This is a genomic window from Azospirillum brasilense, assembly GCF_022023855.1.
Taxonomy (GTDB): Bacteria; Pseudomonadota; Alphaproteobacteria; order Azospirillales; family Azospirillaceae; genus Azospirillum; species Azospirillum brasilense_F.
In genome coordinates, this window is record NZ_CP059449.1 from 699,222 (window position 1) to 725,271 (window position 26,050).

Below are 26,050 nucleotides of genomic sequence, written 5' to 3' on the forward strand. Positions count from 1 at the left end.
TTGCATCGGCCCCTCGTCCTGACCAATATCCCGCTCCACCGAGGCAGGCCGCAAGGCTCGCCGCCCAGAGTTTCGGGGCCATAGCTCAGCTGGGAGAGCGCTACAATGGCATTGTAGAGGTCAGGAGTTCGATCCTCCTTGGCTCCACCAAACACCTGAAGGGCCTGCGCATCACCGCGCGGGCCCTTCGGCGTTTCAGGCCTCTGTTTCCTCCCGCCTCTCCCGTCGCCGCCGTCTTGACAGGCGTCAAGGAAGGCTCTTTGGTCGGGCGGCACCGTCGGCTTCCGCCGATTTCCCTTTCCTCCCGCTTCGGACACGCCATGGCCGACATCCTGATCGCCAACACCCTGACAGGCGACACCACCCTGGGCGCGTTGAACGCCGTCGATCCGGACGCCGTGAGCCGGCTGGCGCAGATCCACCCGGTCTTCAACCCCGGCGTCGGCGTGCCCGACAGCGCCAGCCTGGGCGATCTCGCCAAGGCCACCGGCATCCCGCTGGACGTTCTGCTGGCCACGGCGCGCGGCGCCATCCACGTCACCGCCCCGGCTGGCGGCTGCGGCTGCGGAAGCGGTGGCTGCGGCACCCCCAAGCACTGAACGCTTTCCCCCTCCCATTCGCGGCGCCGGTCCCCACCTGTTGGTGGCACCCACCATTGGGAACGGGCTTTGGGAACGGGAGGACACGCATGACGACGGTGCCAACATCGACCGAGTCTCCGGATGGCTGGCTGGAAACGGTGGTCGTTCCGCGCACCAGCGACATCGGCGGGTTCGAGGTGCGGCGCGCCCTGCCCTCCGTCCGCAAGCGGATGGTCGGGCCGTTCGTCTTCCTCGACCAGATGGGGCCGGCCATCCTGAAAGCCGGGGCAGGCATCGATGTGCGCCCCCACCCGCACATCGGGCTGGCCACCGTCACCTACCTGTTCGACGGCGAGATCCTGCACCGCGACAGCCTGGGCACCGTGCTGCCGATCCGTCCGGGGGCGGTGAACTGGATGACCGCCGGGCGCGGCATCGCCCATTCCGAACGCTCCGCCACCGACGAGCGCGGCCGCGACCGGCTGCTGTCGGGCATCCAGTCCTGGGTCGCCCTGCCCAAGACCCATGAGGAAACCGACCCCGCCTTCGTCCATCTCGGCGCCGACGAGCTGCCGGTGATGGAGGGCGAGGGCAAGCGGCTGCGCGTCGTCGCGGGCGAGGCGTACGGTGTACGTTCGCCCATGAACACGCTGTGGGACACGCTGTACGTCGATGCCTCGCTGGACGCCGGCGCCCGCCTGCCCATCGACCGCGAGACGGAGGAGCGGGCGCTCTACATCGCCGACGGCACCGTCACGATCCACGGCGACCGCTTCGAGTCCGGACGGCTTCTGGTGCTGCGTCCCGGCGACGCGGTGACGGTGGAGGCCGAAACCGCCGCCCGCCTGATCCTGCTGGGCGGCGCCGTGATGGACGGCCCGCGCCACATCTGGTGGAACTTCGTCTCCAGCCGCCAGGACCGTATCGAACAAGCCAAGGCCGAATGGAAGGCCGGACGGTTCGACGCCGTTCCCGGCGAGACGGAGTTCATTCCGCTTCCGGAACGGTGAAGCCGAGCGCCGTCAGCTTCTCCCGCACAGCCGGATCGGCCAGCGCTGCCAGGAAGCGCTGGACCGCCCGCCGGTCCCGGCGGTCGTTGGGGATCACGAAGTCGTAATGCTCCGCCTGCAGGGGCAGGAAACCCAGACCGTAGAGGGTGGCGACGCTTTCGATGGCGACGCCCCAGTCGGCGCGGCCCTGGGCCACCGCCACCGCCACGGCGTTGTGCGACTTGGCCTGCGACCAGTAGCCGGTCGGGCGCGCGGCCCCGAGCAGCCGGTCGGTCAGGATGCGCGTTCCGCTGCCAGCGTTGCGGTTGACCAGGATGCAGTCGGAGTCCTGCGCCGCCGCCAGACCGGCCTCCTCGGCCGTTTTGCCTTCGAAACGAACATCGCCCTTGCGGAAGACGATGCCCTGGAGGCGGCGGTAGCCGGTCACGAGGCCCAGCGCCGGGGTCAGGAAGGGGCGGTTGTACTCACCGCTCTTCGGGTCCATCAGGTGGATGGCCGCCACGTCACACTCGCCGCGCCGGGCGGCGGCGAGGCCGCCCATGGAACCGACGTTCAGCGTCTTGACCGTCAGCCCCTCCCCGACCAGCCGGCCGGTGATGGCGTCCAGCCCGACGCAATGGCTGCCGATCACGATCAGGTCGGCGGGACGGGTGTCGCGCCCGATGCGCTGCACCGACACCGGGGTGCCGGCCTCCACCGCCTCGGCCTGCGGGTCGATGGCGATGAAGCCGTCCGCCGCGCTGAAGGCGGTCACCGCGCCGGAGCCCTTGGACAGTGGATAGGCCGCCAGCCCGCCGTCCGCCCCGCGCACCAGCGAGACCATCACATATTCGGTCCGGCCCCGTTCCGATCCCAGCCGCATCGGCACCGTCGCGTCCACGCTCTCCTTCGCCGCGGGCGGCAGGCCGGCCAGCGCGCGCAGCACCGGGGCGACGAACTCGTGGAAGGTGAACATGGCGGAGGTCGGGAAGCCGGGCAGGATCACCACCGGCTTGCCCTTCGTTACGGCCAGGCACAGAGGCTTGCCGGGCTTCAAGGCGACGCCGTGCGCAACGATGCCGGGATCGGTCAGGCGGCTGACGATGCGGTAGGACAGGTCACCCGCCCCCTTCGACGTTCCGCCCGACAGCAGCAGCGCGTCGCAGGCCAGACCCTGTTCGACCAGCGGAGCCAGTTCGGCCTCGTCGTCGCGGGCGATGCCCAGCCGGACCGGCTCCCCGCCCAACTCCTCCACCGCGGCGGCCAGGATGGCGGCGTTCGAATCATAGACGGCACCGGGCCGGATCGGCTCGCCCGGCGCGACGATCTCGTCGCCGGTGGACAGGATCGCCACGCGGGGGCGGCGGACCACCGAGACCTCGGCCCGCCCGATGGCGGCCAGAACGCCGATCTCGCGGGAGGTCAGCAGTTGCCCCCGGCGCATCACCGTCTCGCCGCGCCCGATGTCCGACCCGGCGGCGGCGACGAAGGCGCCGGGCACCACCGGCTTGCGGATCGCCACCAGAAGGGCGTCGCCTTCCTCGTGCGACTCGGTGTGCTCGACCATCACCACGGCGTCGGCGCCGCGCGGCAGCATGCCGCCGGTGGCAAGCACCGTGGCCGTGCCAGGAGCGACGGTCAGCGCCGGGACGCGCCCGGCGGACAGCACCTCCTCGTTCAGGCGCAGCACGACCGGCGTGTCCTCGCCCGCCCCCTGGGTGTCGGCGGCGCGCACCGCGAAGCCGTCCACCGAGGAGCGGTCGAAGCCCGGAACATCGACCTCCGCCACCACGTCGGCGGCCAGCACGCGGCCCAGCGCGGCGCCCAGCGGCACCGTCTCCGCCCCCTTGGGCGTCAGGTCGAGGTGGCGTCGGAATCGCGCCTCGGCCTCGTCGCGGCCCACCACCTCGAGGAACTGCTCCTGCCGGGCCGCCTGGGCGACAAAACGCCGGATGTCGATTCGCCGGATGTCCTGGTTGGACACGCCCTTCCCCCCTTCGCTCGATGCCGTTCAGAGATTTGTACCGTCAAAACAGTGCAGGGTCACGGTCGCCCCGGCGGGAAAACCCTCGCTGTCCGCGGGGATCAGCACGAAGCCGTCGGCCAGCACCGCCCCGGCCAGACCCGGCCGGTGCGGGGAGGCGACGGGCTCGACCATCCCATCCGCCGTCCGGCGCACGCGGTACAGTTCGGTGCAGCCGATCTCCGACACCAGCTTGCGCACCGTCACGGCGGGGACCGCCGGATGCGGCAGCGCGGAGTCCCGCCCGCCCAGGCGGCGCACCGCCCGCCCGGCCAGCAGCTCATAGGCCGTCAGGCAGGCCATCGGTTCGCCGGGCAGCAGCACGGCGGGCACGCCGCCGGCCGTCCCAAGCGCCGCCGAATCGCCGGGGCGCAGGGCCACGCCGTGCAGGGCGAGTTGCCCCGCCTCGGCCAACGCCAGGGGAGCCACGTCGTCCTCCCCCACCCCGGTGCGCCCGGCGGAGATCGTCAGGTCGGCGCCGGGGGCCACGTAGGCCGCGGCCAGTGCGGCGCGGTTCGCCGGCAGCGGTCCCACCAGTTCCGCCACGCCGCCATCGCGCGTCACCAGGGCGGTCAGCATGGCGCCCAGCGTTTCGGGTCCGGACCGCGGCCCCCCGGCCAACACGATCCGCACCCGCGGCCGGGCGCCGACACGCACCGTGTCGATCCCCAGCGCGGCGAGCAATCCAAGGTCCTGCGGGCGCAAGCGGTGACCGGCCTTCAGCAGGACCGTCCCGCCGCGCAGCCCCTCCCCCTGCCGCTCCACGCCCTCGCCCGGGGCGGCGCTGCCCAGCGCCTCGACGAAGGGACCATCGGCCTGCATCGCCTCCACGGGCAGGACGGCGTCGGTTCCAGCCGGCATCGGCTCGCCGGCCGCGACCGTCACGGCGCCCGGCAGCGGAACCGGGTTGTAGGAGCCGGCGCCCAACGTGTCGCTGGAGGCCACCGCCACACCGTCGCGGGCGGCCCGGTCGGCGGGCGGCCAATCCCCCGGCACGCTCACCGGATCGGCGAGAACCACTCCCTCCGCCAGCATGGCGGCGAGGTCGGCGAGAGCCACGGCGCGCGGCGGCAGAGGGCCGACGGTGGCGTCGATCCAGCCTTCCATGACCGGCAGGGCGGCACGGCTGGAAAAGCCGCGCCCACGCACATCGGGGGGAATCGCTGAAGAAGGACGCCGGTCCCCGGTCGCGCGGTCGTCTCCGGCTCTTGCCGAACTCATGGCTGCACCCGTGATGCTTCAGGTCGGCCCCTTATACCGCAACCTCCACACCACCGCTGCACACACGGTTGCGGCCGGCGCGCTTGGCCTCGTAAAGCAGACCGTCGGCAAGCTGGGTCAGCCGTTCCGGGGTGTCGTCCAGCATCGGCCGGGCAGTGGCGACGCCCAGGCTGATGGTGACGTGGTCGGCGACATGGGACACCGCGTGGGGCAGCCGGCGGTCGGCCACCGTCTCGCGCAGACGCTCGGCGACCTGGACCGCGCCGTCCTCGTCGGTTTCGGGAAGCAGGCAGACGAATTCCTCGCCGCCATAGCGGGCGATCAGGTCGCCCGGCCTCATCATCTGCTCGGCCAGGAGCTGGGCCACCGCGCGCAGGCACTCGTCGCCCGCCTGATGGCCGTAATGGTCGTTGTAGGGTTTGAACTGGTCGACATCGAGCATGATCAGCGACAGCGGAAGCTGCACCCGCCCACAGCGCCGCCATTCGCGCAGCAACACCTCGTCGAAGCGGCGGCGATTGGCGATGCCGGTCAGGCCGTCGGCGAAGGACAAGGTGCGCAGCAGGTCGGTCTGCCGCTTCAGCAGCAGGTGGTTGCGCACCCGCGCCTTGACGATCGGCGGGCTGATCGGCTTGGAGATGAAGTCGATGGCGCCGACCTCCAGCCCATAGGTCTCGTCCTCCACTTCGCTCTTGGCCGAGATGAAGATGACCGGAATATCGCGGGTGATCGGATCGGACTTGAGGCGGGAACAGACCTCGTAGCCGTCCATGCCCGGCATCATGATGTCCAGCAGAACGAGATCGGGCAGCCGGGACTGCGCCAGCTCCAGTGCCTTCGCCCCGTCGGTGGCGAAATAGATGTCGTGCTCGTCCTTCAGGATGCGGCTCAGGACATGCACGTTGGACGGGATGTCATCGACCACCAGGATCTTGGAGCGTGCGTCGGTCATGTTCGGTTCCTGATGGCCGGTTCCTGAAAGGCGGTTCCTGGTGTGAAGCGGGTCAGTCGGCCGGAAGGCTCAGACCGAGGTCCTGGGTGATCCTGCGCAAGATTCCTTGAGCTTTTGTAAAATCGAGGCCGTCGACCGCCGACGAGAGCGCCTTCATGGCCGCCGGGTCGATCCAGTCGGCCAGCGGCGGGGCCAGAACAGCGAACTCCTCCGCGGCGGCGAAGTTGCTGTCGCGCAGCAGCCGGGCGAAACGCTCCAGCATGGGCTCCAGCGTCGCGATGTCCATCGCCGGACAGCCGCCGTCCGGCGGGAGGCCGGGGGCGTGTCCCAGCGCAACGCCCAACCGGGCAGCGGCGAGCCGGGCGGCGGAGTCCAGCACCGCCTCCAGCTCCGCGCGTAGAACCGGCAGCTGCGCCGCCGCCGCCGCCCCGTCCCCGCGGAAGGCGGCGACCTGCACCGCGTCCGCGGCGGCGGACAAAGTCCGCGCGCCGATGTTGCCCGCCAGGCTCTTCAGCTCATGCCCCAGCGCCTTGGCCCGCGGCAGGTCACCGGCGGCCAGCGCCGAGGCGATGCCGTCCGCCGCGCCGTCGTAGGTCCGGGCGAAGTCGGTGACGAATTTGCGGAACAGCCCGACGTCGCCGTCGAGGCGGTGCAGCGCGTCCTTCACGTCGATGCCCGGCAGGTCGGCAGGAAGCGCTCCACGGGCGTGGGACGGCACGGCCTTGGGCAGAAGCGGCATGCCGGGCGTCGCCGACGGCTGGCCGAGCCAGCGCGTCACCACGGAAAACAGCTGCTCCACGTCGATCGGCTTGGCGATGTGGTCGTCCATGCCGCCGTCCAGGCAACGCTGGCGGTCGGACGGCAGGGCGCTGGCGGTCATGGCGATGATCGGCAGCCCCTGCCCGGCGGGTCGGGCGCGCAGCCGGCGCGTCGCCTCGAATCCGTCCATCTCCGGCATCTGCACGTCCATCAGGACGAGATCGAAGGGCGGATTCGCCTCCTCGACCCGGGCGACCGCCTCGCGCCCGTTGCCGGCCAGGGTCACGCGGGCACCGGCGCGCTCCAGGATCTCGCGGGCCACCTCCTGGCTGATGCTGTTGTCCTCCACCAGCAGCAGGCGCTGCCCGAACAGCGGGCGCCGTTGCGGCGGGCGGTGAAGGCCGGCGGGGACCGGCGCGCAGGGGTGCAGCGGGATCGTCTCCAGCGCCTCGCCCTCCGCACCTCGCCCAAAGGCGTCGATCACCGCATCGAGCAGGGAGGAGGCGGTGACCGGCTTCACCAGCGCGCCGCTCAGGCCCAGGTCCGGCGCTCCCGCATCCCCCATCCGCTCGCGGCCGAAGGCGGAGACCACGATGATGACCGGCGCCTTCACCAGCCCGTCCTCGCGGATGCGGCGGGAGGTTTCCAGCCCGTCCATCCCCGGCATCTTCCAGTCCATCAGCACGATGTCGTAGGGCTGCCCGGCGGCGGTCGCGCGCTCCAGCTCCGCGATCGCCTCAGGCCCGGACGCGCAGAGCGAGGCCCGCCAGCCGAAGGAGACGACCAGTTCGGCCAGCACTTCGCGCGCCGTATGATTGTCGTCCACCACCAGCACCGAGAGGCCGCGCGGCACGGCGGAGAACCGCGACGGACGCTCTCCCACCCGCCCGGCATTCCCGAAAGCGGCCTGCCCGAAGACGGGATTCCCGAAAACGGCGGTGAAATGGAAATCGCTGCCCCGGCCCGGCTCGCTCGTCACATCCATGGCGCCGCCCATCAGGGCGACCAGCCGCGTGCAGATGGCCAGCCCGAGGCCGGTGCCGCCGTAACGCCGGGTGGTGGAGCTGTCGGCCTGGCTGAAGGCCTGGAACAGCCGTTCCTTCTGCTCCGCGTCGATGCCGATTCCAGTGTCGCGGATGGAGAAGGTCAGGACCGCCCGCTCCTCCGCCACCTCGACGGCGCGGACGGACACCACCACCTCCCCCGCCTCGGTGAACTTGATGGCGTTGCCGGCGAGATTGATGAGCACCTGCTGAAGGCGCAAGGGGTCGCCGACGAGGTCGAGCGGAACCTCCGGCCCGACCGAGAACAGAACCTCGATGTCCTTGTCCTGCGCCGCCGCGCCGACGATCACCGCCAGGTTCTGCAGCAGGTCGTCCAGGCGGAACTCCACCCGCTCCAGCTCCAGCTTGCCGGCCTCCACCTTGGAAAAGTCCAGGATGTCGTTCAGGATGCCGAGCAGCGACTGGGCCGACACGCGGATCTTCTGGGCGTAGTCGCGCTGGCGCGTCGACAGGTCGGTCTGCTGGAGCAGGTGGACCAGCCCCAGGATGGCGTTCATCGGCGTGCGGATCTCATGGCTCATGTTGGCCAGGAATTCGCTCTTGGCGCGGCTGGCCGCCTCGGCCACGGATTTGGCCTGGCGGAGCGCCTCCTCGGCCCGCTTGCGCTCGGCGATCTCGTGGAAGACGACCACCGCGCCCTCCACCCGGCCGTCCTCCAGCATGGGGGAAGCCGCGAACTCCACCGGGAAGCTGGTGCCGTCCTTGCGCCAGTAGATGTCCTCCGAGCCGCCCCGCGCCTCGCCGGTGCGCAGCACCTCGAAGACCGGGCAGTCGATGGTCGGCGCCGGCGTGCCGTCGGCGCGGGTGTGGTGAAGCAGCACATGCAGGCTGCGGCCCAGCATCTCCTCGTTGCTGTAGCCGGTCAGCGCGCAGGCGGCGGGGTTGGCGAAGGTGATCCGCTCGTCGCGGTCCACGCCGCAGATCCCTTCCGACGCGGATTGCAGGATCAGGTTCAGCCGGCGGTTGGCCCCGGCGAAGGCGCGGTTGGCCAGCTCCAGGCTGCGGGCGGTGGCATCCAGGTCGGCGTTCGTCTCGGCCAGCCGGCGGCGCCCCACCTCCTCGCGCGACAGGCTGCGCGCCGCCGCCAGCGCCAGCGCCGCGCAGGCGGCCACCGCCAGCAGGACCAGCAGGCCGCCATGGATCGTGCGCTCGCGCCAGGGCGTCAGCGCCTCGTCCCGCGACACGCCGACCTGCACGATCAGCGGCAGATCCTGAACCCGCAGGTTGGCAACGATCCGCTCCGATCCGTCCACCGGAGACTGGCTGAAGATCGTGCCGCCGATGGCCCGCGGCGCCTCGTCCATCGGTCGGGTCACCGGAGGCATGTCGGGGGGCGCCGCGGACAGCGATGCGGCGGTGTCCTGGCCCGACAGGCTGAACAGCAGAGTCCCGTCCTCGCGGTACACGGCGACGGCGCCCCCGCGTCCGATGTTCAGCCCGTCGAAGAAGGAACGGAAATAATCGAGGTCCAGGGCGATGTTGGCGACGCCCTGGAAATTCTCCACCGTCCCGATGCGGCGGCTGATGGTGAAGGTCGGCCGGCCGGACAGCCGCCCCCGGATCATCCCGCCGATGTGGAAGGTCTCGCCGTTCCGGTGAGCCTGGAAGAAGGCGCGGTCCGCGTTGTTCATTGGCGGCGACGGATACTGGCGCGTGGTCAGCAGCCCGTTTCCGGCGGCGTCGAAAATCCAGATGGAACTGACCTCCGGCATGGCGTCGGACATCGCGCGCAGTTCCTGCCACAGCGGCAGGTCGCGCCCGACCGCCTCCACCTCCCGCACGCGGAGCCGGTCGTCGACGCGCTGCAGAATGAGATCGCTGGTGGCGACGGTGCGGCGCACATGCTCGTGCAGCAGGCGGGCGGCGTTCAGTGTCCGGTCACGGGCGTGGCTCACCGCCTCGTCGCGGTCGGCCCAGGTGGCGGCCCCCCACAGGCCGACTCCGAACAGGGCGATCACCCCGACGATGGTCGTCAACAGCGTCCGCAGCCGCGTGCGGGGGGCCGCGGCGTGTCCCTCCGCCGTCAGAAAAGCTTCGTCCATCGCCGGTGTCCGCCAGATCCGGCGCACGCCGGAGGAGAGAAAGGTGCCGCACATGGGAATTATGGCGTCCGGACGATATCCTTCGCAAGAGACTTGAAACGGCTGCCCTCCCGGCCGCGGGACAGCGTGTCGCGCAACGCCTCCGCTCCTTCCTCCGCGGCATCCAGAACGCCGCCGGCCAGCCCCTCCGCCTCGTGCCGGCGGCCGGAGCGCAGGGCGGCGCTGAGCGCGCGGCAGGCGGACGCCAGACGGACCAGCCCCAGATTGGCCGACGGGGCGATCAGGGCCTGCGCTTCCGCCAGCGCGCAGCCGGATTCACCGCCCATGCGCAGGCGTCCCATCCGTTGGGGCAGCTCGTCGAGGAAGGCGGCGGCCATACGGGCGCACGCCTCGTCTCCCAGCTCGTCGGACAGCCGGGCCAGCATCGCGCGGTCGAGCGGCTGACGGAGCGGGATCGGCTCCACCGCCGTGAAGGCCTCGGCCATGGCGCCCCCTTCCGCGGCGCCGTCGGTTGCTTCGGCGGCCCGGCCGCCCTGGACGGCCCAGCCCAAGGCGACGTCGATCGCGTCCAGCATGGTGGCGCGGTCCACCGGCTTGGCGATGTGACCGTTCATGCCGGCGTCGTGGCAGCGCCGAACCTCGTCGGGCAGCGCGCTGGCGCTCATCGCCAGGATCGGGATGATCCCAACCGGCGGCGGCAGGCCGCGGATCGCCCGTGTGGCGGAATGACCGTCCAATTCCGGCATGTGCACGTCCATCAGCACGAGATCGTAGGCGCCGCGCTGCACCGCCTCCACCGCCTGCTGCCCGTTGGCGACGGCGTCCACGCGGTGGCCCGCCCCCTGCAGCATGGCCGTGATCAGCTCCCGGTTCATCGCCAGATCCTCGGCCAGCAGGATGCGGGCCGGACGGCGGTGGACCAGCAGTTCCGCCGCGCAAGGGGCGCCGCTCCCGGCGGGCGGATCGGCTTCGGGCAGGACCAGCGACAACCAGAAGGTCGAGCCGACCCCCGCCTGGCTCTGCACCCCGACCGTCCCGCCCATCATCTCCACGAGCCGCCGGCTGATGGCGAGGCCGAGACCGGTGCCCCCGCGCGACCGGTCGATCTGGCTGAAGCGCTGGAAGAGCTGGCCCTGCCGGTCGGACGGGATGCCGATTCCGGTGTCGGCGACGCTGATCGTCAGATGCGGACCGGCGGGGGTGTCGGCGATCTTCACGACGGTCAGGCCGACGTCGCCATGCTCGGTGAACTTCACAGCGTTGGCCAGCAGGTTCAACACCACCTGCCGCAACCGGTCGGGATCGCCGCGCAGCCAGTCCGGCACGTCCGGAGCCACGGCGGCGTGCAGCGTCAGCCCCTTCGCCTCGGCCTCCAGACGCAGCACCGCCGCGCAATTGGCGATCAGGTCGCGGACGGCGAAGGAGGTGTCGTTCAGCACCAGCCGCCCCGCCTCGATGCGCGAGAAGTCCAGCACATCCTCGATCACCGTCAGAAGCGACCGCCCGGCGTCGTGCACCAGGCGGGCGTGGCGGCGCTGCCGGGGCGTCAGATCCTCGTCCAGCAGCAGGCGGGCAAAGCCCAGGATGCCGTTCAGCGGGGTGCGCATCTCGTGGCTCATGGTCGCCAGGAACTCGGCCTTGGCGCGGCTGGCCGCCTCGGCCTCCAGGCGGGCCTGGATCAGCGCCTGCTCGTTGCGCTTGGTCTCGGTGACGTCGGTGACGATGCCGTCCCACACGATGTCGCCGTTGTCGCGCCGCGCCGCGCGGCTGGAGACGCTGATCCAGCGGATGTCGCCGTTCGGCCAGATGATCCGGTATTCCAGCCGCCAGGGCTGCAGCGTCTCGGCGGAAGCGTGGATCGAGGCCAGCAGCCGCGGGCGGTCTTCGGGGTGGAGGATGCGGTTCAGCGACTCCAGCGTCACCCGCTCGGTCGCCGGCAGCCCCATCACCTGGAAGAAGCCGGGGCTGCAGTAGGGGAAGCGCAACCGGCCGTCCACCGTCAGCACCCGCTGGTACACACCGCCCGGCAGGTTCGCCACCGTCGCGGTGAATCGGCGCTGGCTTTCGGTGAGGGCGATCTGGAGATCGCAGCGCTCCTGCTCCTTGCGCAGGAAGGTGCCCAGCGCCAGCGTGCCGAGAAAGTTGCCGAGGCTCAGCGGAACCAGCGCGGTGTCGACCAGACGGCGCGCCATGTCGGAGGGCAGCAGGAGGAAGCCGAAGGGCGCCATCACCGTCACCAGCAGGGCCAGCGCGATCAGATGCCGATTGCCGAACCGCCCGGACCGCCGCGCCGCCGCCCCCACCAGCATGCCGATCAGCCCCGCCCCGACCAGCGAGGTCACCCCCGCCACCGCGCCCGGACCGCCCAGCCAGAGGCGGAAGGCTCCCGACACCGCCGCCGCCGCCGCCCCGGCCAGAGCGCCGCCGAACGGACCGGCCAGCCCGACCATCACGTTGCGCGCGTCGATGAACAGGCCGGGCGCCACCCGCACCGGATCGGCCATGCCCAGCACCGCCACCCCGCCGAACATCAGGCCCAGGAGGGCATTGGCCAGCGGCGCCGGCCAGCCGGCGGCACGGCTGCGGATCTGCAGGAAGACGACCGCCACGACCGCGAACAGCCCGATGTTCTGCGCCAGCCCGAGCAGCAGTTCACTGGAAAGCATGGTCATCACAACCCCCTGGCGGTCCCGTTTCGCATTTTGCCTGTGCGGCGAGAGACGGATTCGCATCGTGCGACGCATTCCTGGCATACGGGCGGATGCCGCTCCGTTTCGGTCCGCCTGTCGGCTACAGCCACGCAAAGGACGTGCCGCACTGGAGGTGGTCGTCCATCCTGGGTAGCCCAACAGAGGCAACCCGCCGGGGATCACCATATGGGGTAGCGGAGCGGCGGCACGGCGGAGCGGGAAAGGTCCCGCTTTCCGCACCGCACCACGCCCTTCGGGGCACCCCCTCCACACCGGCAATCGTCGCAAATGCCATAGGCCTGTGACGTTCCGGGGATTTCTGCCTGGCGGTCCGGCCCGGCGGCCGTATGACCGGGTTAGTACCGAATTCCGGCGGGGCAAAAGGGCCTTCAATCCCGTTGGCGAAGCGGGATGCCGGCGGTACCGCGCCGGTGTCGCCCGAAGACCGCGCTCTCGCCCGAAGGGGTCCTCCCTTGGGATTCCCGCCATGGAAAGCATCGGCAGGACGGCCATCGGGCCGGGGGGACGCGGACCGGAGGCGGTGACGGGAGAAGGTTTATGCATCACGCCGTTGCCGGGACCCCGCGGTTGTCCGTGGTGGTTCCCTGCTACAACGAAGCCGAGGGGATCGGCGAATTGCACCGCCGGGTGACCGCGGCCTGCCGCGCCGAGGTTGGGGAGGGCTATGAGCTGATCCTGGTGGATGACGGATCGCGCGACGGCACCTGGAGCCGCATCGCCACTCTGGTGCGCGACGATCCGGCGGTGACGGGGGTCCGGCTGTCGCGCAACCATGGCCACCAGCTCGCCCTGACCGCCGGCCTCCACGTCTGCCGTGGCGAGCGCATCCTGATCATCGACGCCGACCTGCAGGACCCGCCGGAGCTGCTCACCACCATGATGGCCCGCATGGACGCCGGGGCCGACGTGGTCTACGGCACCCGCATGGCCCGCGACGGCGAGACGTGGTTCAAGAAGGGCACGGCGGCGCTGTTCTACCGCCTGCTCGACCGGCTGGTCGACATCGAGATCCCCAAGGACACCGGCGACTTCCGCCTGATGAGCCGCCGCGCCCTGGAGGTGCTGAACGCCATGCCGGAGCAGCACCGCTTCATCCGCGGCATGGTGAGCTGGATCGGGCTGAAGCAGGAGCCGCTGCCCTACGACCGGCAGGCCCGCGCCGTCGGCGAGACCAAGTATCCGTTGGGCAAGATGATCCGCTTCGCGGTGGACGCCATCACCAGCTTCTCCATCAAGCCGCTGCGCGCCGCCTCCTACGTCGGCTTCTTCTTCGCGCTGTGCGCGCTGCTGGCGCTGGGCTACGCGCTGGTGAGCTGGTCGCAGCACGCAACGGTTCCCGGCTGGACCAGCGTGATGGTCGTCTCGCTGGTGCTGGGCAGCACCCAGCTGCTGATCCTGGGCGTCCTGGGCGAGTATCTGGGACGGCTCTACATGGAGACGAAGCAGCGGCCGCTGTTCGTGGTGGACCGCATCGCCCGCCATCCGGACGCCATAGCCGCCCAGGTCGCCGCCCAGACCGCGGCCGGTGCCGGTGGCCAGGCCATGCCGGACCCCGTCGTGGTGCATCTGGGAACCGGCATCGCGGCGGCCGCCGGAGCCTTCTCCCGCATCGAGGCCAAGAGCGAGGCCAACAGTTGAGCGGCACGGAAGGCCGGAGACGGGCCGTTCCCTGGACGGCCATCCGCTTCGCCCTGGTCGGCCTGCTGAACACCGGGGTGGATTTCGCGCTGTTCCTGGCGCTGGCGTCGCTGGCCGGCGCGCCCGTTCTGGCCGCCAACGCCGTGGGCTACGGCGCCGGGGTGCTGTGCAGCTTCCTGCTGAACCGCAGCTGGACCTTCCGCCTGCACCGCGAGGCGGCGCCCATGGCCCGCCGCCTGCCGCTGTTCCTCGCCTTCAACCTCGTCGGGCTGGCGCTGTCCACGCTGGTGGTCGGTCTGCTGGTCCCCGCCGTTCCGCCGCTGGTCGCCAAGATCGCGGCGACCGCCGTCACCTTCGCCTGGAACTACTGGTCCAGCCGGCGCTTCGTCTTCACAGCACCGGCCGCCAATCCCCTCGTCTGACTTCAAGCCACCGGTTGCCCTGCCGGAGGGCGCGAGCGCTTTGCCGCAACGGCGAACCTTGACCGCCGGGCGGCCTACCCCAATCTATGACGGAGCGGCGCCGATCCTCCCCTTTCGGGCCGCCAGCCAGCCGGGCGCCGGAAACGGGCCCAATGTGCAACTCGCTCGCCTCTCGAGGAGGATGCGCCGTGACGACACGTCTTTCGCTCTTCAACAGTCCGCTGCTCCTGGGCTTCGACCAGTTCGAGCGCACGCTGGACCGCATCGCCAAGAATTCCGCGGAAGGCTATCCGCCCTACAACATCGAACAGATCGGGGACGAGGGCCTGCGCATCACGCTGGCCGTGGCCGGCTTCACCTCCGAGGACCTGTCGGTCCAGATCGAGGACAACCAACTCGTCATCCGCGGCCGCCAGACCGACGACCGCTCGCGCATCTACCTGCACCGCGGCATCGCCGCCCGGCAGTTCCAGCGCAGCTTCGTTCTGGCGGAGGGGATCGAGGTGGTCGGCGCCTCGCTCGACAACGGCCTGCTCAACATCGACCTCAAGCGGCCCCTGCCGGAACCGAAGGTCCGCACCATCAAGATCGAGCAGCCCGCCCAGGCCGCCAGCGGCACCGCCGGACCGCAGACCATCGACGTCGCCCCCGACCGCGGCGACGCCTGACCGGTTTCGGCGCCACAAGCGCGACTGCCCGCCGCCCACACCTCATCGACCGATTCGTCCAAAGGACTGCGTCATGAACAGCTTCGACACCGACAAGGCCACTGCCTTCCTGCGCCAACTGTCACCCCAGGACTTCGCCACCTTCGGGCTGGACCATGTGGCCTATGTCCGGCCGGTGACCGTCGACGACGCCCCGGCCTTCTCCGTCCACGCCGCCGACGGCACGCCGCTGACGGTGTTGGCCGAGCGCGACGTGGCCTTCGCCACCGTCCGCCAGAACGACATGGAGCCGCTGAGCGTCCATTGACGCCCGGGGCGTCCCGCTGATGACGACCGGAGGTTTCGCTGAAACCTCCCCTGAGGTTGCGAAAGGGCCGGTCCACCGCGGACCGGCCCTTTTCGTTTCTGTACGTCCGGTGCTATGACATTGCTCCGGGACGCCCCCTTCAACCCTTGCCTGCCCCCCTCAACCCGCTATCCTTGTGGGGGACCGCGAAAGTGGCCAAGCGGGCGGATGGGCGCCGGCTTGCGGGGAGATGGCATTGAGCGACGGGGCAGACACCAGCGAGGCTGTGGCCGAGGTTGCGGGGGACAAGTCGGCACGTCCCCAGGGTGGAGGCCGGCGCAAGCAGTGGGAGGACGAGGCCCGCGACGCGCTGCACATCATGCCGCTGTCGGCCATCCCGCTGGAAACGCCGGGTCTTCAGCACGCCCGGCTGATCAAGAACGTGCGGTTGCAGACCGTCGTCGAGATGTTCCACGACGTCCAGACCGGCAGCGGGCAGGTCTCGCCCCGCCACCTCACCGCCTATTTCGAATCCTACAAGGAGGAGGTGGAGCGCGACCTCGTCAAGATCGAGAAGATCGCCGCCGCCTCCAGCTTCGACGTCTACACCTCCCGCATCGAGCTGCGGCGGATGAACATCGATGTCAACAGCATCGAGTCGCTGACCCTGTCCGACCGCAAGAAGGAGGAGCTGACCAACTACATGCGCGTCTTCACGCGCCCGCTGGTCGAGTATGTCTACGGGTCCGAGGACATGCAGGTCCAGGACGTGAAGGACATCATCGGCATGTTCTCCAACCCCAACCGGGACGAGGCGCTGCGCAATCTGCGCATGATGGCCGACCGGCTGGACATCGAGCTTGGAGAGATCCCGCAGTTCCTTGAGGAGTACGGTGACATCTTCCTGTCGCTGGCCTATTTCAAGAAATGCCTGGACGACATCGTCCCGGAGATCCAGCGTTTCCTTTCCTGGATGGCCGAAATCCGCAGCTCCACCGAGGTCAAACGCGACGCCCGGCAGATGCGCATGCTCGACGAGATCAGCCGCGACCTGACCGACATCTCGACCTCGATCACCGGGCGGTTCGAGAGCTTCGACAACCGGTCCAAGGACTTCTGGCGCGACATCAACGCCGAGACCTTCCATTCCATCCGCGAGCTGATCGCCTCCCATCACGTCACCATCGGCGGCGTGCTCTGCGGTCTGGCGGTGAAGATGGACCTGTGGAAAGCCCGCTTCGCCCGCGGCGGCGGCGGCCCGAACCGGCGCATGGAGTTCGTGAAGTCGGAAATCCTGCCCGGCCTGTCCCACATCAAGTCGCTGGAACAGTCCGCCCGCTCCGCCAGCGCGTGAGGAGCCTTCCACGGCACGGCTCCGGTTGCCCGGAACGGCGGTTCACTCAGTCAGGGGCACCCTGGCGGTCACCGTCCCCCCGTCCGGCACCGCCAGGGCGAAGGCGTCGAAGGCCGGCGGGCCGAAGACGCTGCCCGTCGCCCCGCCGCTGAAGCCGTAGGGCTCGCCCGGCATACCCAGCAGGTTTGTGGTGAGCACCGAGTCGCCGTTCCGATCCTGAAACACAGCGACTCCGTAGCGCCCCGCCGGCAGCTTGGCGAAAACCACCGTCACCTCCGTCCCCGACGCCTCCAGGATTTGCCCGGCGAAACGCCGCTCCGCTTTGTAGGCATCGGCGCCGTCATACAGCGCGACCCACAGTTTGCCCTGTTGGGGCTTGACGTTGCCGATGGTTGCGCGAAGCTCCCCCGCGCAGACTCCCGCCGCGGCGAGGGTCAGCGTCATCGCGCCGACCAACCCCAATCCGACCCGACATGCGCCTCCCATTTCCTGTCCCTTTCCTTCGCCGTGGGGGAACCGTCGCCTTTCCAACCCGGTCCCTTCCATGGCTGAAGGAGCGGTCGGCGGGCCACCGCCGCTGCGGGACCGGCGGGATGCGGCTTCGCGAAACGCGGGAAACGGCGTTTCACGATGCGTGAAACGGAGGCTCCCGCGGCGGGGCAGCCCCGCACGCCCTACCACCGCCGGCTGCTGGGCCGGCGCCTGCCCGTGCTGCTGGCCGCCGCGCTGGTGCTGACCCTGCTGGGTCCGTTCGGCACCTTCGCGGATCTGACGCTGGCGCAGCGGCTGGCTTACTGGTGCGGGCTGATCGGGCTGGGCGGTCTCGCCTTCGAGCTTCTGACCCTGGCCGCCGGCCATCGGCTGAGGGAGCGGGCGGGAGCGTGGCGCGCCATGCTGGCCGGGGTGGTCCTGGCGGTGGCGGCGCTGATGACGCTGACCGTGGCGCTGCTTGAAAGGACGTTGCGCGGGATGGATTTTTTGCGCCCGCTGGGGTTGGCGGAGCTGTTCGTCTACGTCGTCCTCGTCACTCTGCTGGTGTCCGCCATTCCGGTCTGGCTGGAGTTGCGCGACCGCGGGCTTCTCGCCGGCCCCACGCCGCCGCCATCCCCGCCCGTCCCGGACAACGCGCCGGCATCCCCGGCGGAGCGGCCGGAGCCCACCTTCCTCGCCCGCCTGCCCGCGCGGCTCGGCCAGGACCTTCTGGCGCTGGAGATGGAGGACCATTACGTCCGCGTCCACACGGCGGAGGGCAGCGACCTGATCCTGATGCGGCTGCGCGACGCCATCGCGGAGCTGGCCGGGCTTGAGGGGATGCAGGTCCACCGCTCCCACTGGGTCGCCGCCGCGGCCGTCGCCGGGGTGGAGCGCAAGCCGGACGGCAAGCTGGTGCTGGTCCTGCGCAACGGCCGTCGCGTGCCGGTCAGCCGCAGTTACGCGGCGGCGGTCCGCGAGGCGGGCTGGACGGAGAAGACGGGGCCGTAACCAGCGCCCCCTCAACACACACGAAGACCCTGTGAAAACCCGAACAGACGCGGACACCCCACGCAATAACGGGTTCTTTCTCTATCACTATTGGGCGGTCATTACCGTTGAATTCTTGTTAGGTCATTCAAAGTGCCGACACCCTAAGGCTTTCATTCAATAATTCACTTCAACACGCCGTCGCGATGGCATACCATCGAAAACACAGGCATTTTCCCATCAAGGGCATCGAAAACAATAAGGCAATCCAGACGACAAGAACGCCAAACTTAGGCCTACACCGTGAAGTCTTTCTGACATCATTGAATTGCCAGGGAGCGATCACACCGCTTCCCCTCGCGTAGCCGGACACCCCTATACTCCCTCGTCGCTCGCCTCCCGCCGCAGAACCGGGTTCGGGACCGCCGACCCGCGCCTCCGTTCCACCCAAACCTTGCGGATCCCATGACGTACCGCCCCGACATCGACGGCCTTCGCGCGGTATCGATCCTTTCGGTTCTGCTGTTCCATGCGAAGTTTTCCCTGTTCAGCGGCGGATACGTCGGCGTCGATGTGTTCTTCGTGATTTCCGGTTACCTCATCGGCTCGATCGTTCTGAACGACGCGCAGCGCGGCCGCTTTTCCCTCGCCGACTTTTATGTCCGCCGCATCCGCCGCATCCTTCCCGCCCTGTTCGCGGCGCTGGCGGTCACCGCGGTGCTCGCCCTGTTTTTGCTGTCGCCCCAGGAGTTGAAGAGTTTTTCCCAGAACCTCGCGGCGACCACGCTGTTCTCGTCCAACATCGTCTATTATCTGAAGTCCAGTTACTTTGAGAACGCGGCGGAGATGAACCCGCTTCTCCACACCTGGTCGCTGGGGGTGGAGCAGCAATTCTACATCGTCTTCCCACTCGCCGTGTTGGCCCTGCTCCCGTACGGGCGTTCGGTGTGGGTCGCCGTCCTGCTGGCGGCGGCGGCGGCGTCCTTCGCCTTGGGCGTGTCGCTGGTCCGGGATCATCCGGTGGCGGCCTTCTACCTGCTGCCGCCCCGGCTGTGGGAGCTGGTGCTGGGCGCCCTTCTCGCCTTCGGCGCCGTTCCGGACAGCCGCAGCCGCGCGGTACGGGAGCTGGCCTCCGCGGTCGGCGCCGCGCTGATCCTCGTCAGCGTGTTCACCTTGACGGAAGCAACGGCCTTTCCGGGCTACGCCGCGCTGCTGCCCTGCCTGGGCGCAGCGCTGGTGATCCACGCGGGGCGGAGCGGTCCGACGGCGGTCGGAAGGGTACTGACGCTGCGCCCCATGGTCTTCATCGGCCTGATCTCCTACTCCATGTACATCTGGCATTGGCCGCTGATGGTCTTCGCGCGGTTCTACAAAGGGCGGGACCTGACCACCAAGGAAACGCTGATCCTTCTCGCGGTCATCGCCGCGGTGTCCGTGCTGTCCTGGCGGCTGATCGAAGTTCCCTTCCGCAAACCCAGGGCGGATCCCGGGGCGGAGTCGGGACGCCGGCCGCCCACGGTCTTCGCCCGAACCGGCTGGGCCATGGCGGGGCTGGCGGGAGTCGGGCTGCTCGGCCATCTGTCCAACGGGCTGCCGCAGCGCTTCACCGACTACACGCCGCAGGACATCTCAGGGCGGGAACTCTACAAGGAACACACCTGCTTCCTCGAAACCGACCAGTCCCCCGAGGCGTGGCCGGGCATCGAGGGTTGCCGGATCGGTTCCCTGAAGGCGGACGCGCCCACCGCCCTGCTCTGGGGGGATTCCTTCGCCGCCCATTACGTGCCGGGGCTTCAGAACGTCGCCGACACCCTGCCCTTCAACATCGTCCAGTACACGGCATCCGGCTGCCCGCCCATCAAGGATCTGTCCGTCAACGCCCGCCCGAACTGCCAGGACTTCAACAGCCGCGTCGATGAGATCATCGACCGCAATGGCGTCCGCATCGTCATCATGGCCGCGCGGTGGGAATGGTACATGGACACCAACGCCCTCGATCTCCGCCGCCTGCATGACACCGTGGAGGCTTTGCTGAGCCGGGGCATCCGCATCGTCGTGCTGGGGCAGAGCCCGGTGTTCCGCTTCCGCAACCCCTACGACCACACCTATTTCATGAAGTCGGAGCGGGCCTATTCGATCACCGGCCAAGCCGCCGACCAGCCGCTGATCACCGCGACGCAAGGGGCGCAGTTCGTCGACACCTCCGACTATTTCTGCGATCCCGATCCCTGCAAGTCCCTTCCGCTCTGCCGGATCAGGGACGACCAGGGCTTCTACTTCCTGGACCAGGGCCATTTCTCGGCCCATGGCAGCATCCTGCTCGTGCAGAGCATCCAGGCGGTTCTCCGCGCGCCCGATCAAACCTACGGAGAGTGAGGCCCCGCAAGGACGCCGCGCAGCGGGAAGGCGGTGCCGCCCACCCGCCGCGCCGGCGTGCGTCACTTCGCCAGATTGCGCAGGACGAAGTTCAGCACGCCGCCGTTCCGGTAATACTCGACCTCGTCCACCGTATCGATGCGCAGCAGCAGCGGCACCTGCCGGGTCTGGCCGTCGGCGCGGGTGATGGTCATCGTCACGTCCTTGCGCGGGCGCAGGTCCTGTTCGATGCCGTCGATGTCGAAGGTCTCGGTGCCGTCCAGCGCCAGATCGTTGCGGGTCAGACCGTCCTTGAACTGGAGCGGCAGGATGCCCATCCCGACGAGGTTCGAGCGGTGGATGCGCTCGAAGCTCTCGGCGATCACCGCGCGGATGCCCAGCAGCTTGGTGCCCTTGGCCGCCCAGTCGCGGCTGGAGCCGGTGCCGTACTCCTTGCCGGCGATGACCACCAGCGGCACGCCCTCCTGGGCGTAGCGCATCGCCGCGGTGTAGATCGGCAACTGCTCGCCCGAGGGGTAGTGCCGGGTCTCGCCACCTTCCACGCCCGCCAGCATCTCGTTGCGGATGCGGATGTTGGCGAAGGTGCCGCGCATCATCACCTCGTGGTTGCCGCGCCGCGCGCCGTAGGAGTTGAAGTCCTGCGGGCGCACCTGATGGCTCAGCAGATACTCGCCGGCCGGGCTGGTCTTCTTGATCGAGCCGGCGGGCGAGATGTGGTCGGTGGTGATGCTGTCGCCCAGAACGGCCAGGGCGCGGGCGCCGCGCACGTCGCTCACCGCGTCGGGCGTCTTGGGCATGTCGGCGAAGAAGGGCGGCAGCTTCACGTAGGTGCTGCCCGCCTGCCACTCGTAGGTCTGACCCTCGGCGGTCCGGATGCCCCGCCACTGCTCCGGCCCCTCGAACACGTTGCCGTAGCGGCTGCGGAACATCTCCGCCGACAGCGAGGCGTCGATGGCGTCCTGGACTTCCTGGTTGGTCGGCCAGACGTCCTTCAGATAGACGGGCTGGCCGTCATGGCCGGTGCCGATGGGGTCCTTGGCCAAGTCGATCTTCATGTTGCCGGCCAGCGCGTAGGCGACGCACAGCGGCGGCGAGGCCAGATAGTTCGCCCGCGTGTGCGGGTTCACCCGGCCTTCGAAGTTGCGGTTGCCCGACAGCACGGCGGCGACCACGAGGTTGCCCTCCTCCACCGCCGCGGCGATGGGGTCGGGCAGCGGGCCGCTGTTGCCGATGCAGGTGGTGCAGCCGTAGCCGACGATGTTGAAGCCGAGCTGGTCGAGGTAGGGCTGGAGCCCGGCCTTGGCCAGATAGTCGGTGACCACTTGCGATCCCGGCGCCAGCGAGGTCTTGACCCAGGGTTTGGACTTCAGCCCCTTCTCCACCGCCTTGCGGGCGAGCAGGCCGGCGGCCACCAGCACCGCCGGGTTGGAGGTGTTGGTGCAGGAGGTGATGGCGGCGATCACCACCGCCCCCTGGTCGAGGTTGTAGCCGCAGCCCTGCACGGGAACGGAGCGGTCGGCGTCCTCCGCCTTGAAGGTGCCAACCAGATCGCCGCTGAAGCTCTGCGCCGCCTGGGACAGCGGCACGCGGTCCTGCGGGCGCTTCGGGCCGGCCAGCGACGGCTCGACCGTCGTCATGTCCAGCTCCAGCATGTCGGTGAAGACGGGGTCCGGCGTGCCGGCGTCGCGCCACATGCCCTGGGCGCGGGCGTAGGCTTCGACCATCGCCACGCGGTCGGCGTCGCGGCCGGTGAAGGTCAGGTAGCGGATGGTCTCCGCGTCGATCGGGAAGATGCCGCAGGTCGCGCCGTATTCCGGGGCCATGTTGCCGATGGTGGCGCGGTCGGCCAGCGTCAGGTGGTCCAGACCCGGCCCGTAGAACTCCACGAATTTGCCGACCACGCCCTTCTTGCGCAGCATCTGGGTGACGGTCAGCACGAGGTCGGTGGCCGTCGTGCCCTCCTTCAGCCGCCCGGTCAGCTTGAAGCCGACGACCTCGGGAATCAGCATGGAGATGGGCTGGCCGAGCATGGCCGCCTCCGCCTCGATGCCGCCGACGCCCCAGCCGAGCACGCCCAGCCCGTTCACCATGGTGGTGTGGCTGTCGGTGCCGACCAGCGTGTCGGGATAGGCGACCAGCTTGCCCGCCGGGTCGGTGTCGGTCCACACGCCCTGCGCCAGATACTCGACGTTCACCTGATGACAGATGCCGGTGCCCGGCGGCACGACGCGGAAATTGTCGAAGGCCTTCTGGCCCCAGCGCAGGAAGGCGTAGCGCTCCAGGTTGCGCTCGAACTCCAGCTCGACGTTCTTCTCGAAGGCGGAGGGGTTGCCGAAGAAATCGACCATCACCGAGTGGTCGATGACCAGATCGACCGGGACCAGCGGGTTGATCTTCTTGGGATCGCCGCCCAGCGCGGCCATCGCCTCGCGCATCGCCGCCAGATCGCAGACCGCCGGCACGCCGGTGAAGTCCTGCATCAGCACGCGCGCCGGGCGATAGGCGATCTCACGGTCGGACCGCTTGTCGTGAAGCCACTGGGCCACCGCCTTGACGTCGTCGGTGGACACGGTGCGCCCATCCTCGAAGCGCAGGAGATTCTCCAGCAGCACCTTCATGGAATAGGGCAGCCGGGAGAGGTCGCCCAGCCCGGCGTCCTCCGCGGCCTTGATGCTGAAATAATCGTAGCTCTTGCCCCCGACGGACAGGGAGCGGCGGGTTTTCAGCGAGTCCTGACCGGTGAACGTCGTCACGGTACCCCTCCTTCGCGTTATTGGCGGACCGGCCGGGCGGCGGCCGTGGTTTCCGCATGTCTCAACCGCCTGATTTAGTGCCGGTCCCGCCCCCCTTCAAACGGCGCCTTGCAAAGAGCGGGCAAGCGGAAGCGTGGGGGCTGCGCTCTCTTCGTGCGAAATGGGGCCGGTCCGTACTAGAATCGCGGGAAATGATAACCACGCGAACGGGCGGACGGCCCCGGCACGCGACGGGTGGAGGAAACGGAATGGCATGGCGCGCCCCAGCCCTGGCGGTTGCGGCCCTGACGGCGGCGCTCTCGTACGCCCCGGCCGAGGCTGCTTCTGAGTCGCCGCAAGGGGCGCAGTTCTTCCCGCACCTCGTCTACCGCAGCGGCCCCTACGCGCCCTACGGCATCCCGCTGGCCGACGGGGTGGCGGATTATCTGACGCTGGTCAACCGTCGCGACGGCGGCATCGGCGGCGTGCCCATTGCCTGGGAGGAGTGCGACACCGGCTACAACACCGACCGCGGGGTGGACTGCTACGAGCGGCTGAAGGCCAAGGGGCCGACCGGGGCCGCCGCCGTCCTGCCGCTGTCCACCGGCATCACCTACGCCCTGATCGAGCGCGGGGCCGCCGACCGCATCCCGGTCTTCTCCTCCGGCTACGGGCGGGCGGACGTGTCCGACGGGCGGGTCTTCCCCTACGCGGTCAACGCCCCGGCCAGCTATTGGACGGGCATCGACGCCGCCATCAGCCACATCGCCACGGAACTGGGCGCCACGGAGCTGGGCGGGACGGAGCGGCTGCGCGGGCGGAAGATCGCCTACGTCTACCACGACAGCGCCTTCGGCAAGGAGCCGCTGCCCATGCTGGAGGCGCTGCGCGGCCGGCTGGGCTTCGAGATGCGCAGCTTCCCCGTCGCCCCGCCGGGGCTGGACCAGCGCGCCGTGTGGACACAGATCGCCCGCCACTACCGGCCCGACTACGTGATCCTGTGGGGCTGGGGTGTGCAGAACTCCACCGCCCTGCGCGAGGCCGCCGCCGCCGGCTATCCCGCCGACCGCATGATCGGCGTCTGGTGGGCCGGGTCGGAACTGGACGTCCGGCCGGTCGGCCCTGCTGCGGTCGGCTACAAGGCGGTCGCCTTCCACGCCGCCGGAGCGGATCTGCCGGTGATCCGCACCATCCGCGAGCAGGTCCACGGCCGCGGGCTGGGGACCGGCGACCCCGGCCAGATCGGCACAGTGCTGTACAACCGCGGGGTCTTCAACGCCGCCGTCCTGGTCGAGGCCATCCGCACCGCGCAGGGCAAATACGGGCGCCGGCCGCTGACCGGGGCGCAGGTGGCCTGGGGCTTCGACCATCTGGACCTGACCGCCGAACGGCTGGCCGAACTGGGGCTGGATGGCTTCATGCAGCCGCTGCGCATCACCTGCGCCGACCATGAGGGGATCGTGCCGCTGCATGTGCAGCAGTGGGACGGGGAGCGCTGGCTGGACGTCTCCGGCCCCATCGAGCCGCGCCGCGCCCTGATCCGCAAGCTGGTGGCGGAGTCGGCCCGGCGCTTCGCGGCGGAACGCAAGATCGAACCGCGGGCCTGCGATTAGGAAATCGTCAGGTCGGGCGCATCGCCACGTAGCGGCAGAAACGCAACCCGCTGCCCAGCACGCGCAGGCGCGACCACCACAGCGCCAGCTCGCGGGCCAGCGCCTTGAGCACACGGGGCTCGGGGGCGGCGGTCTTCAACGCCTCGCCCAGCCGGCGCACCCGCTCCACGGCCTGACGGCGGTGGAACTGGGTCAGATCCTCGGAAATGCGCAGGTCCAGGTTGCGCTGGGTCAGCTCATCAGCCATGCGGGTGCCCGACCAGGGATAGACCTCCAGCGGCTCGGAGTCGCGCCAGCCGTTCCAGCTTTCCCAGGAGGACGGCGTGCCCTCGATCACATAGTCGAACAGCAGCACGCCGCCCTTCGGCTTCACGCAGTCGCAGACGCGGTCGAGGAAGTTCTCCTTGTCGCGCACCCGGTGCATCACCCGGTCGGCCAGCACAAGGTCGAAGGAGCCCGCTTGGTTGAAATGCTCGGGGTCGTAATGGCCGATCGGCGCCTTCTTCGACACACCCAGCGCCTTGGACCGCTCCATCCCCAGCTTGGCCAGCAGGGGCGACATCTCCAGTCCGGTCACCCAGGTGTCGTAGCTGTCGACGATGCCGCGCGCCGGCCCGCCCAGCCCCGCCGAGAGATCCAGCACGCTCTTGGCCGGGTTCAGCCCGAAGGAGCGGACGGATTCGACCATCCATTGCGCGTCGCCGGGACCGACGCAGTCCTGGCCCCACAGCATCTGCGCCCCCTCCGTGCGGGCGACCGACCAGACCGGTTCGCCCTGGCGGTCCAGTTGCAGATTCTCCAGCCGTTCCAGGTCGGCATCGGGCCGCGGCGCCTCGGGCGGCAGGGTGGCAGCCGGCGCGGCGGAACCCAGCGCCGCCACCGGGCCGCGCAGGGGCAGGCGGGAGGCGGGGGCGGTGCGGGCCAGCCGGGACAGGGCGGCGAGGTCGTAGCCTTCCCACCAGGCGACGAATTTCGTCCGCCAGTCGGGATTGCGCCAGCGCTCCCTATCCTGAAAATTGTGCCGCATCCGGCGCTGCGTTTCCAAAATTGCTGCCCCACGAAGGACGGCCACCGCCGGCATCAACGGATACCGCACAATATAGAGGTAGACCTCAACAGTCGGGGAGTCAAGTAACCAGCACGAACAGTTAGAGAGGA

Annotated in this window: 18 protein-coding genes and 1 tRNA gene; 11 read left to right on the top strand and 8 right to left on the bottom strand. The window is 69.6% G+C overall.

The features are described 5' to 3' along the window. The first annotated feature begins 74 nt into the window (after positions 1–74). From H1Q64_RS03345 to H1Q64_RS03355, 3 genes are all read left to right on the top strand, one after another. A tRNA-Ala gene (locus tag H1Q64_RS03345) sits at positions 75–150 on the top strand. Positions 151–320: 170 nt separating this feature from the next. Then, positions 321–599, top strand: a complete 279-nt coding sequence (locus tag H1Q64_RS03350; RefSeq protein ID WP_183177320.1) for a hypothetical protein — start codon at positions 321–323, stop codon at positions 597–599. An 89-nt stretch (positions 600–688) separates the two neighbouring features. After that, entirely contained in the window at positions 689–1,591 is a 903-nt protein-coding gene (locus H1Q64_RS03355) for a pirin family protein (protein ID WP_237904371.1), read from the top strand. On the opposite strand, the gene H1Q64_RS03360 is transcribed toward H1Q64_RS03355, so the two are convergent. Genes H1Q64_RS03360 through H1Q64_RS03380 form a run of 5 tightly spaced genes read right to left on the bottom strand, consistent with a single transcriptional unit; the run spans position 1,569 to position 12,303 of the window. Continuing rightward, complete coding sequence (locus H1Q64_RS03360; RefSeq protein WP_237904372.1) at positions 1,569–3,554, bottom strand: molybdopterin biosynthesis protein; 1,986 nt, start codon at positions 3,552–3,554, stop codon at positions 1,569–1,571. The genes H1Q64_RS03355 and H1Q64_RS03360 overlap by 23 nt on opposite strands. A 27-nt stretch (positions 3,555–3,581) precedes the next feature. Continuing rightward, a complete protein-coding gene (locus tag H1Q64_RS03365; protein ID WP_237904373.1) occupies positions 3,582–4,814 on the bottom strand; it encodes a molybdopterin-binding protein in 1,233 nt (410 codons plus the stop codon). Positions 4,815–4,845: 31 nt separating this feature from the next. After that, a complete protein-coding gene (locus tag H1Q64_RS03370) occupies positions 4,846–5,766 on the bottom strand; it encodes a diguanylate cyclase (protein WP_237904374.1) in 921 nt (306 codons plus the stop codon). Positions 5,767–5,818: 52 nt separating this feature from the next. Continuing rightward, positions 5,819–9,631: a response regulator gene (locus tag H1Q64_RS03375; RefSeq protein ID WP_237904375.1), complete on the bottom strand. Its 3,813-nt coding sequence runs from the start codon at positions 9,629–9,631 to the stop codon at positions 5,819–5,821. A gap of 59 nt (positions 9,632–9,690) precedes the next feature. Then, a complete protein-coding gene (locus H1Q64_RS03380) occupies positions 9,691–12,303 on the bottom strand; it encodes a hybrid sensor histidine kinase/response regulator (protein ID WP_237904376.1) in 2,613 nt (870 codons plus the stop codon). Positions 12,304–12,879: 576 nt separating this feature from the next. Here H1Q64_RS03380 and H1Q64_RS03385 point away from each other — a divergent pair. From H1Q64_RS03385 to H1Q64_RS03405, 5 genes are all read left to right on the top strand, one after another. Beyond that, entirely contained in the window at positions 12,880–13,980 is a 1,101-nt protein-coding gene (locus tag H1Q64_RS03385; RefSeq protein WP_237904377.1) for a glycosyltransferase family 2 protein, read from the top strand. Beyond that, complete coding sequence (locus tag H1Q64_RS03390) at positions 13,977–14,402, top strand: GtrA family protein (RefSeq protein WP_237904378.1); 426 nt, start codon at positions 13,977–13,979, stop codon at positions 14,400–14,402. Before H1Q64_RS03385 ends, H1Q64_RS03390 begins: the two co-directional genes overlap by 4 nt. A gap of 188 nt (positions 14,403–14,590) precedes the next feature. After that, positions 14,591–15,070 carry an Hsp20 family protein gene (locus H1Q64_RS03395; protein WP_014239222.1) on the top strand — a complete coding sequence of 160 codons (480 nt, stop codon included), beginning with the start codon at positions 14,591–14,593 and terminating at the stop codon, positions 15,068–15,070. A 73-nt stretch (positions 15,071–15,143) separates the two neighbouring features. Next, positions 15,144–15,377, top strand: a complete 234-nt coding sequence (locus H1Q64_RS03400) for a DUF1150 family protein (RefSeq protein WP_237904379.1) — start codon at positions 15,144–15,146, stop codon at positions 15,375–15,377. Between the two features lie 235 nt (positions 15,378–15,612). Beyond that, positions 15,613–16,710 (top strand): hypothetical protein, encoded by a 1,098-nt coding sequence (locus H1Q64_RS03405; RefSeq protein WP_237904380.1) that lies wholly within the window; start codon positions 15,613–15,615, stop codon positions 16,708–16,710. 42 nt (positions 16,711–16,752) lie between these two features. On the opposite strand, the gene H1Q64_RS03410 is transcribed toward H1Q64_RS03405, so the two are convergent. Next, positions 16,753–17,154, bottom strand: a complete 402-nt coding sequence (locus H1Q64_RS03410) for a DUF2141 domain-containing protein (protein ID WP_237904381.1) — start codon at positions 17,152–17,154, stop codon at positions 16,753–16,755. Positions 17,155–17,340: 186 nt separating this feature from the next. Here H1Q64_RS03410 and H1Q64_RS03415 point away from each other — a divergent pair, with 186 nt between their 5' ends. Then, entirely contained in the window at positions 17,341–18,192 is an 852-nt protein-coding gene (locus tag H1Q64_RS03415) for a LytTR family DNA-binding domain-containing protein (protein ID WP_237904382.1), read from the top strand. 444 nt (positions 18,193–18,636) lie between these two features. Continuing rightward, the gene (locus tag H1Q64_RS03420) at positions 18,637–20,547 is read left to right on the top strand and encodes an acyltransferase family protein (protein WP_237904383.1); all 1,911 of its coding nucleotides are present in this window, start codon (positions 18,637–18,639) and stop codon (positions 20,545–20,547) included. 62 nt (positions 20,548–20,609) lie between these two features. Here H1Q64_RS03420 and acnA read toward each other — a convergent pair whose 3' ends face one another. Next, positions 20,610–23,300: an aconitate hydratase AcnA gene (gene acnA / locus H1Q64_RS03425; protein WP_237904384.1), complete on the bottom strand. Its 2,691-nt coding sequence runs from the start codon at positions 23,298–23,300 to the stop codon at positions 20,610–20,612. A gap of 248 nt (positions 23,301–23,548) precedes the next feature. Between acnA and H1Q64_RS03430 the strand changes: the two genes are divergently transcribed. Beyond that, positions 23,549–24,892, top strand: coding sequence for an ABC transporter substrate-binding protein (locus H1Q64_RS03430; RefSeq protein WP_237904385.1), 1,344 nt, complete (start codon positions 23,549–23,551; stop codon positions 24,890–24,892). Positions 24,893–24,899: 7 nt separating this feature from the next. On the opposite strand, the gene H1Q64_RS03435 is transcribed toward H1Q64_RS03430, so the two are convergent. Continuing rightward, positions 24,900–25,919 carry a class I SAM-dependent methyltransferase gene (locus H1Q64_RS03435; RefSeq protein ID WP_237904386.1) on the bottom strand — a complete coding sequence of 340 codons (1,020 nt, stop codon included), beginning with the start codon at positions 25,917–25,919 and terminating at the stop codon, positions 24,900–24,902. Positions 25,920–26,050: the final 131 nt, after the last annotated feature.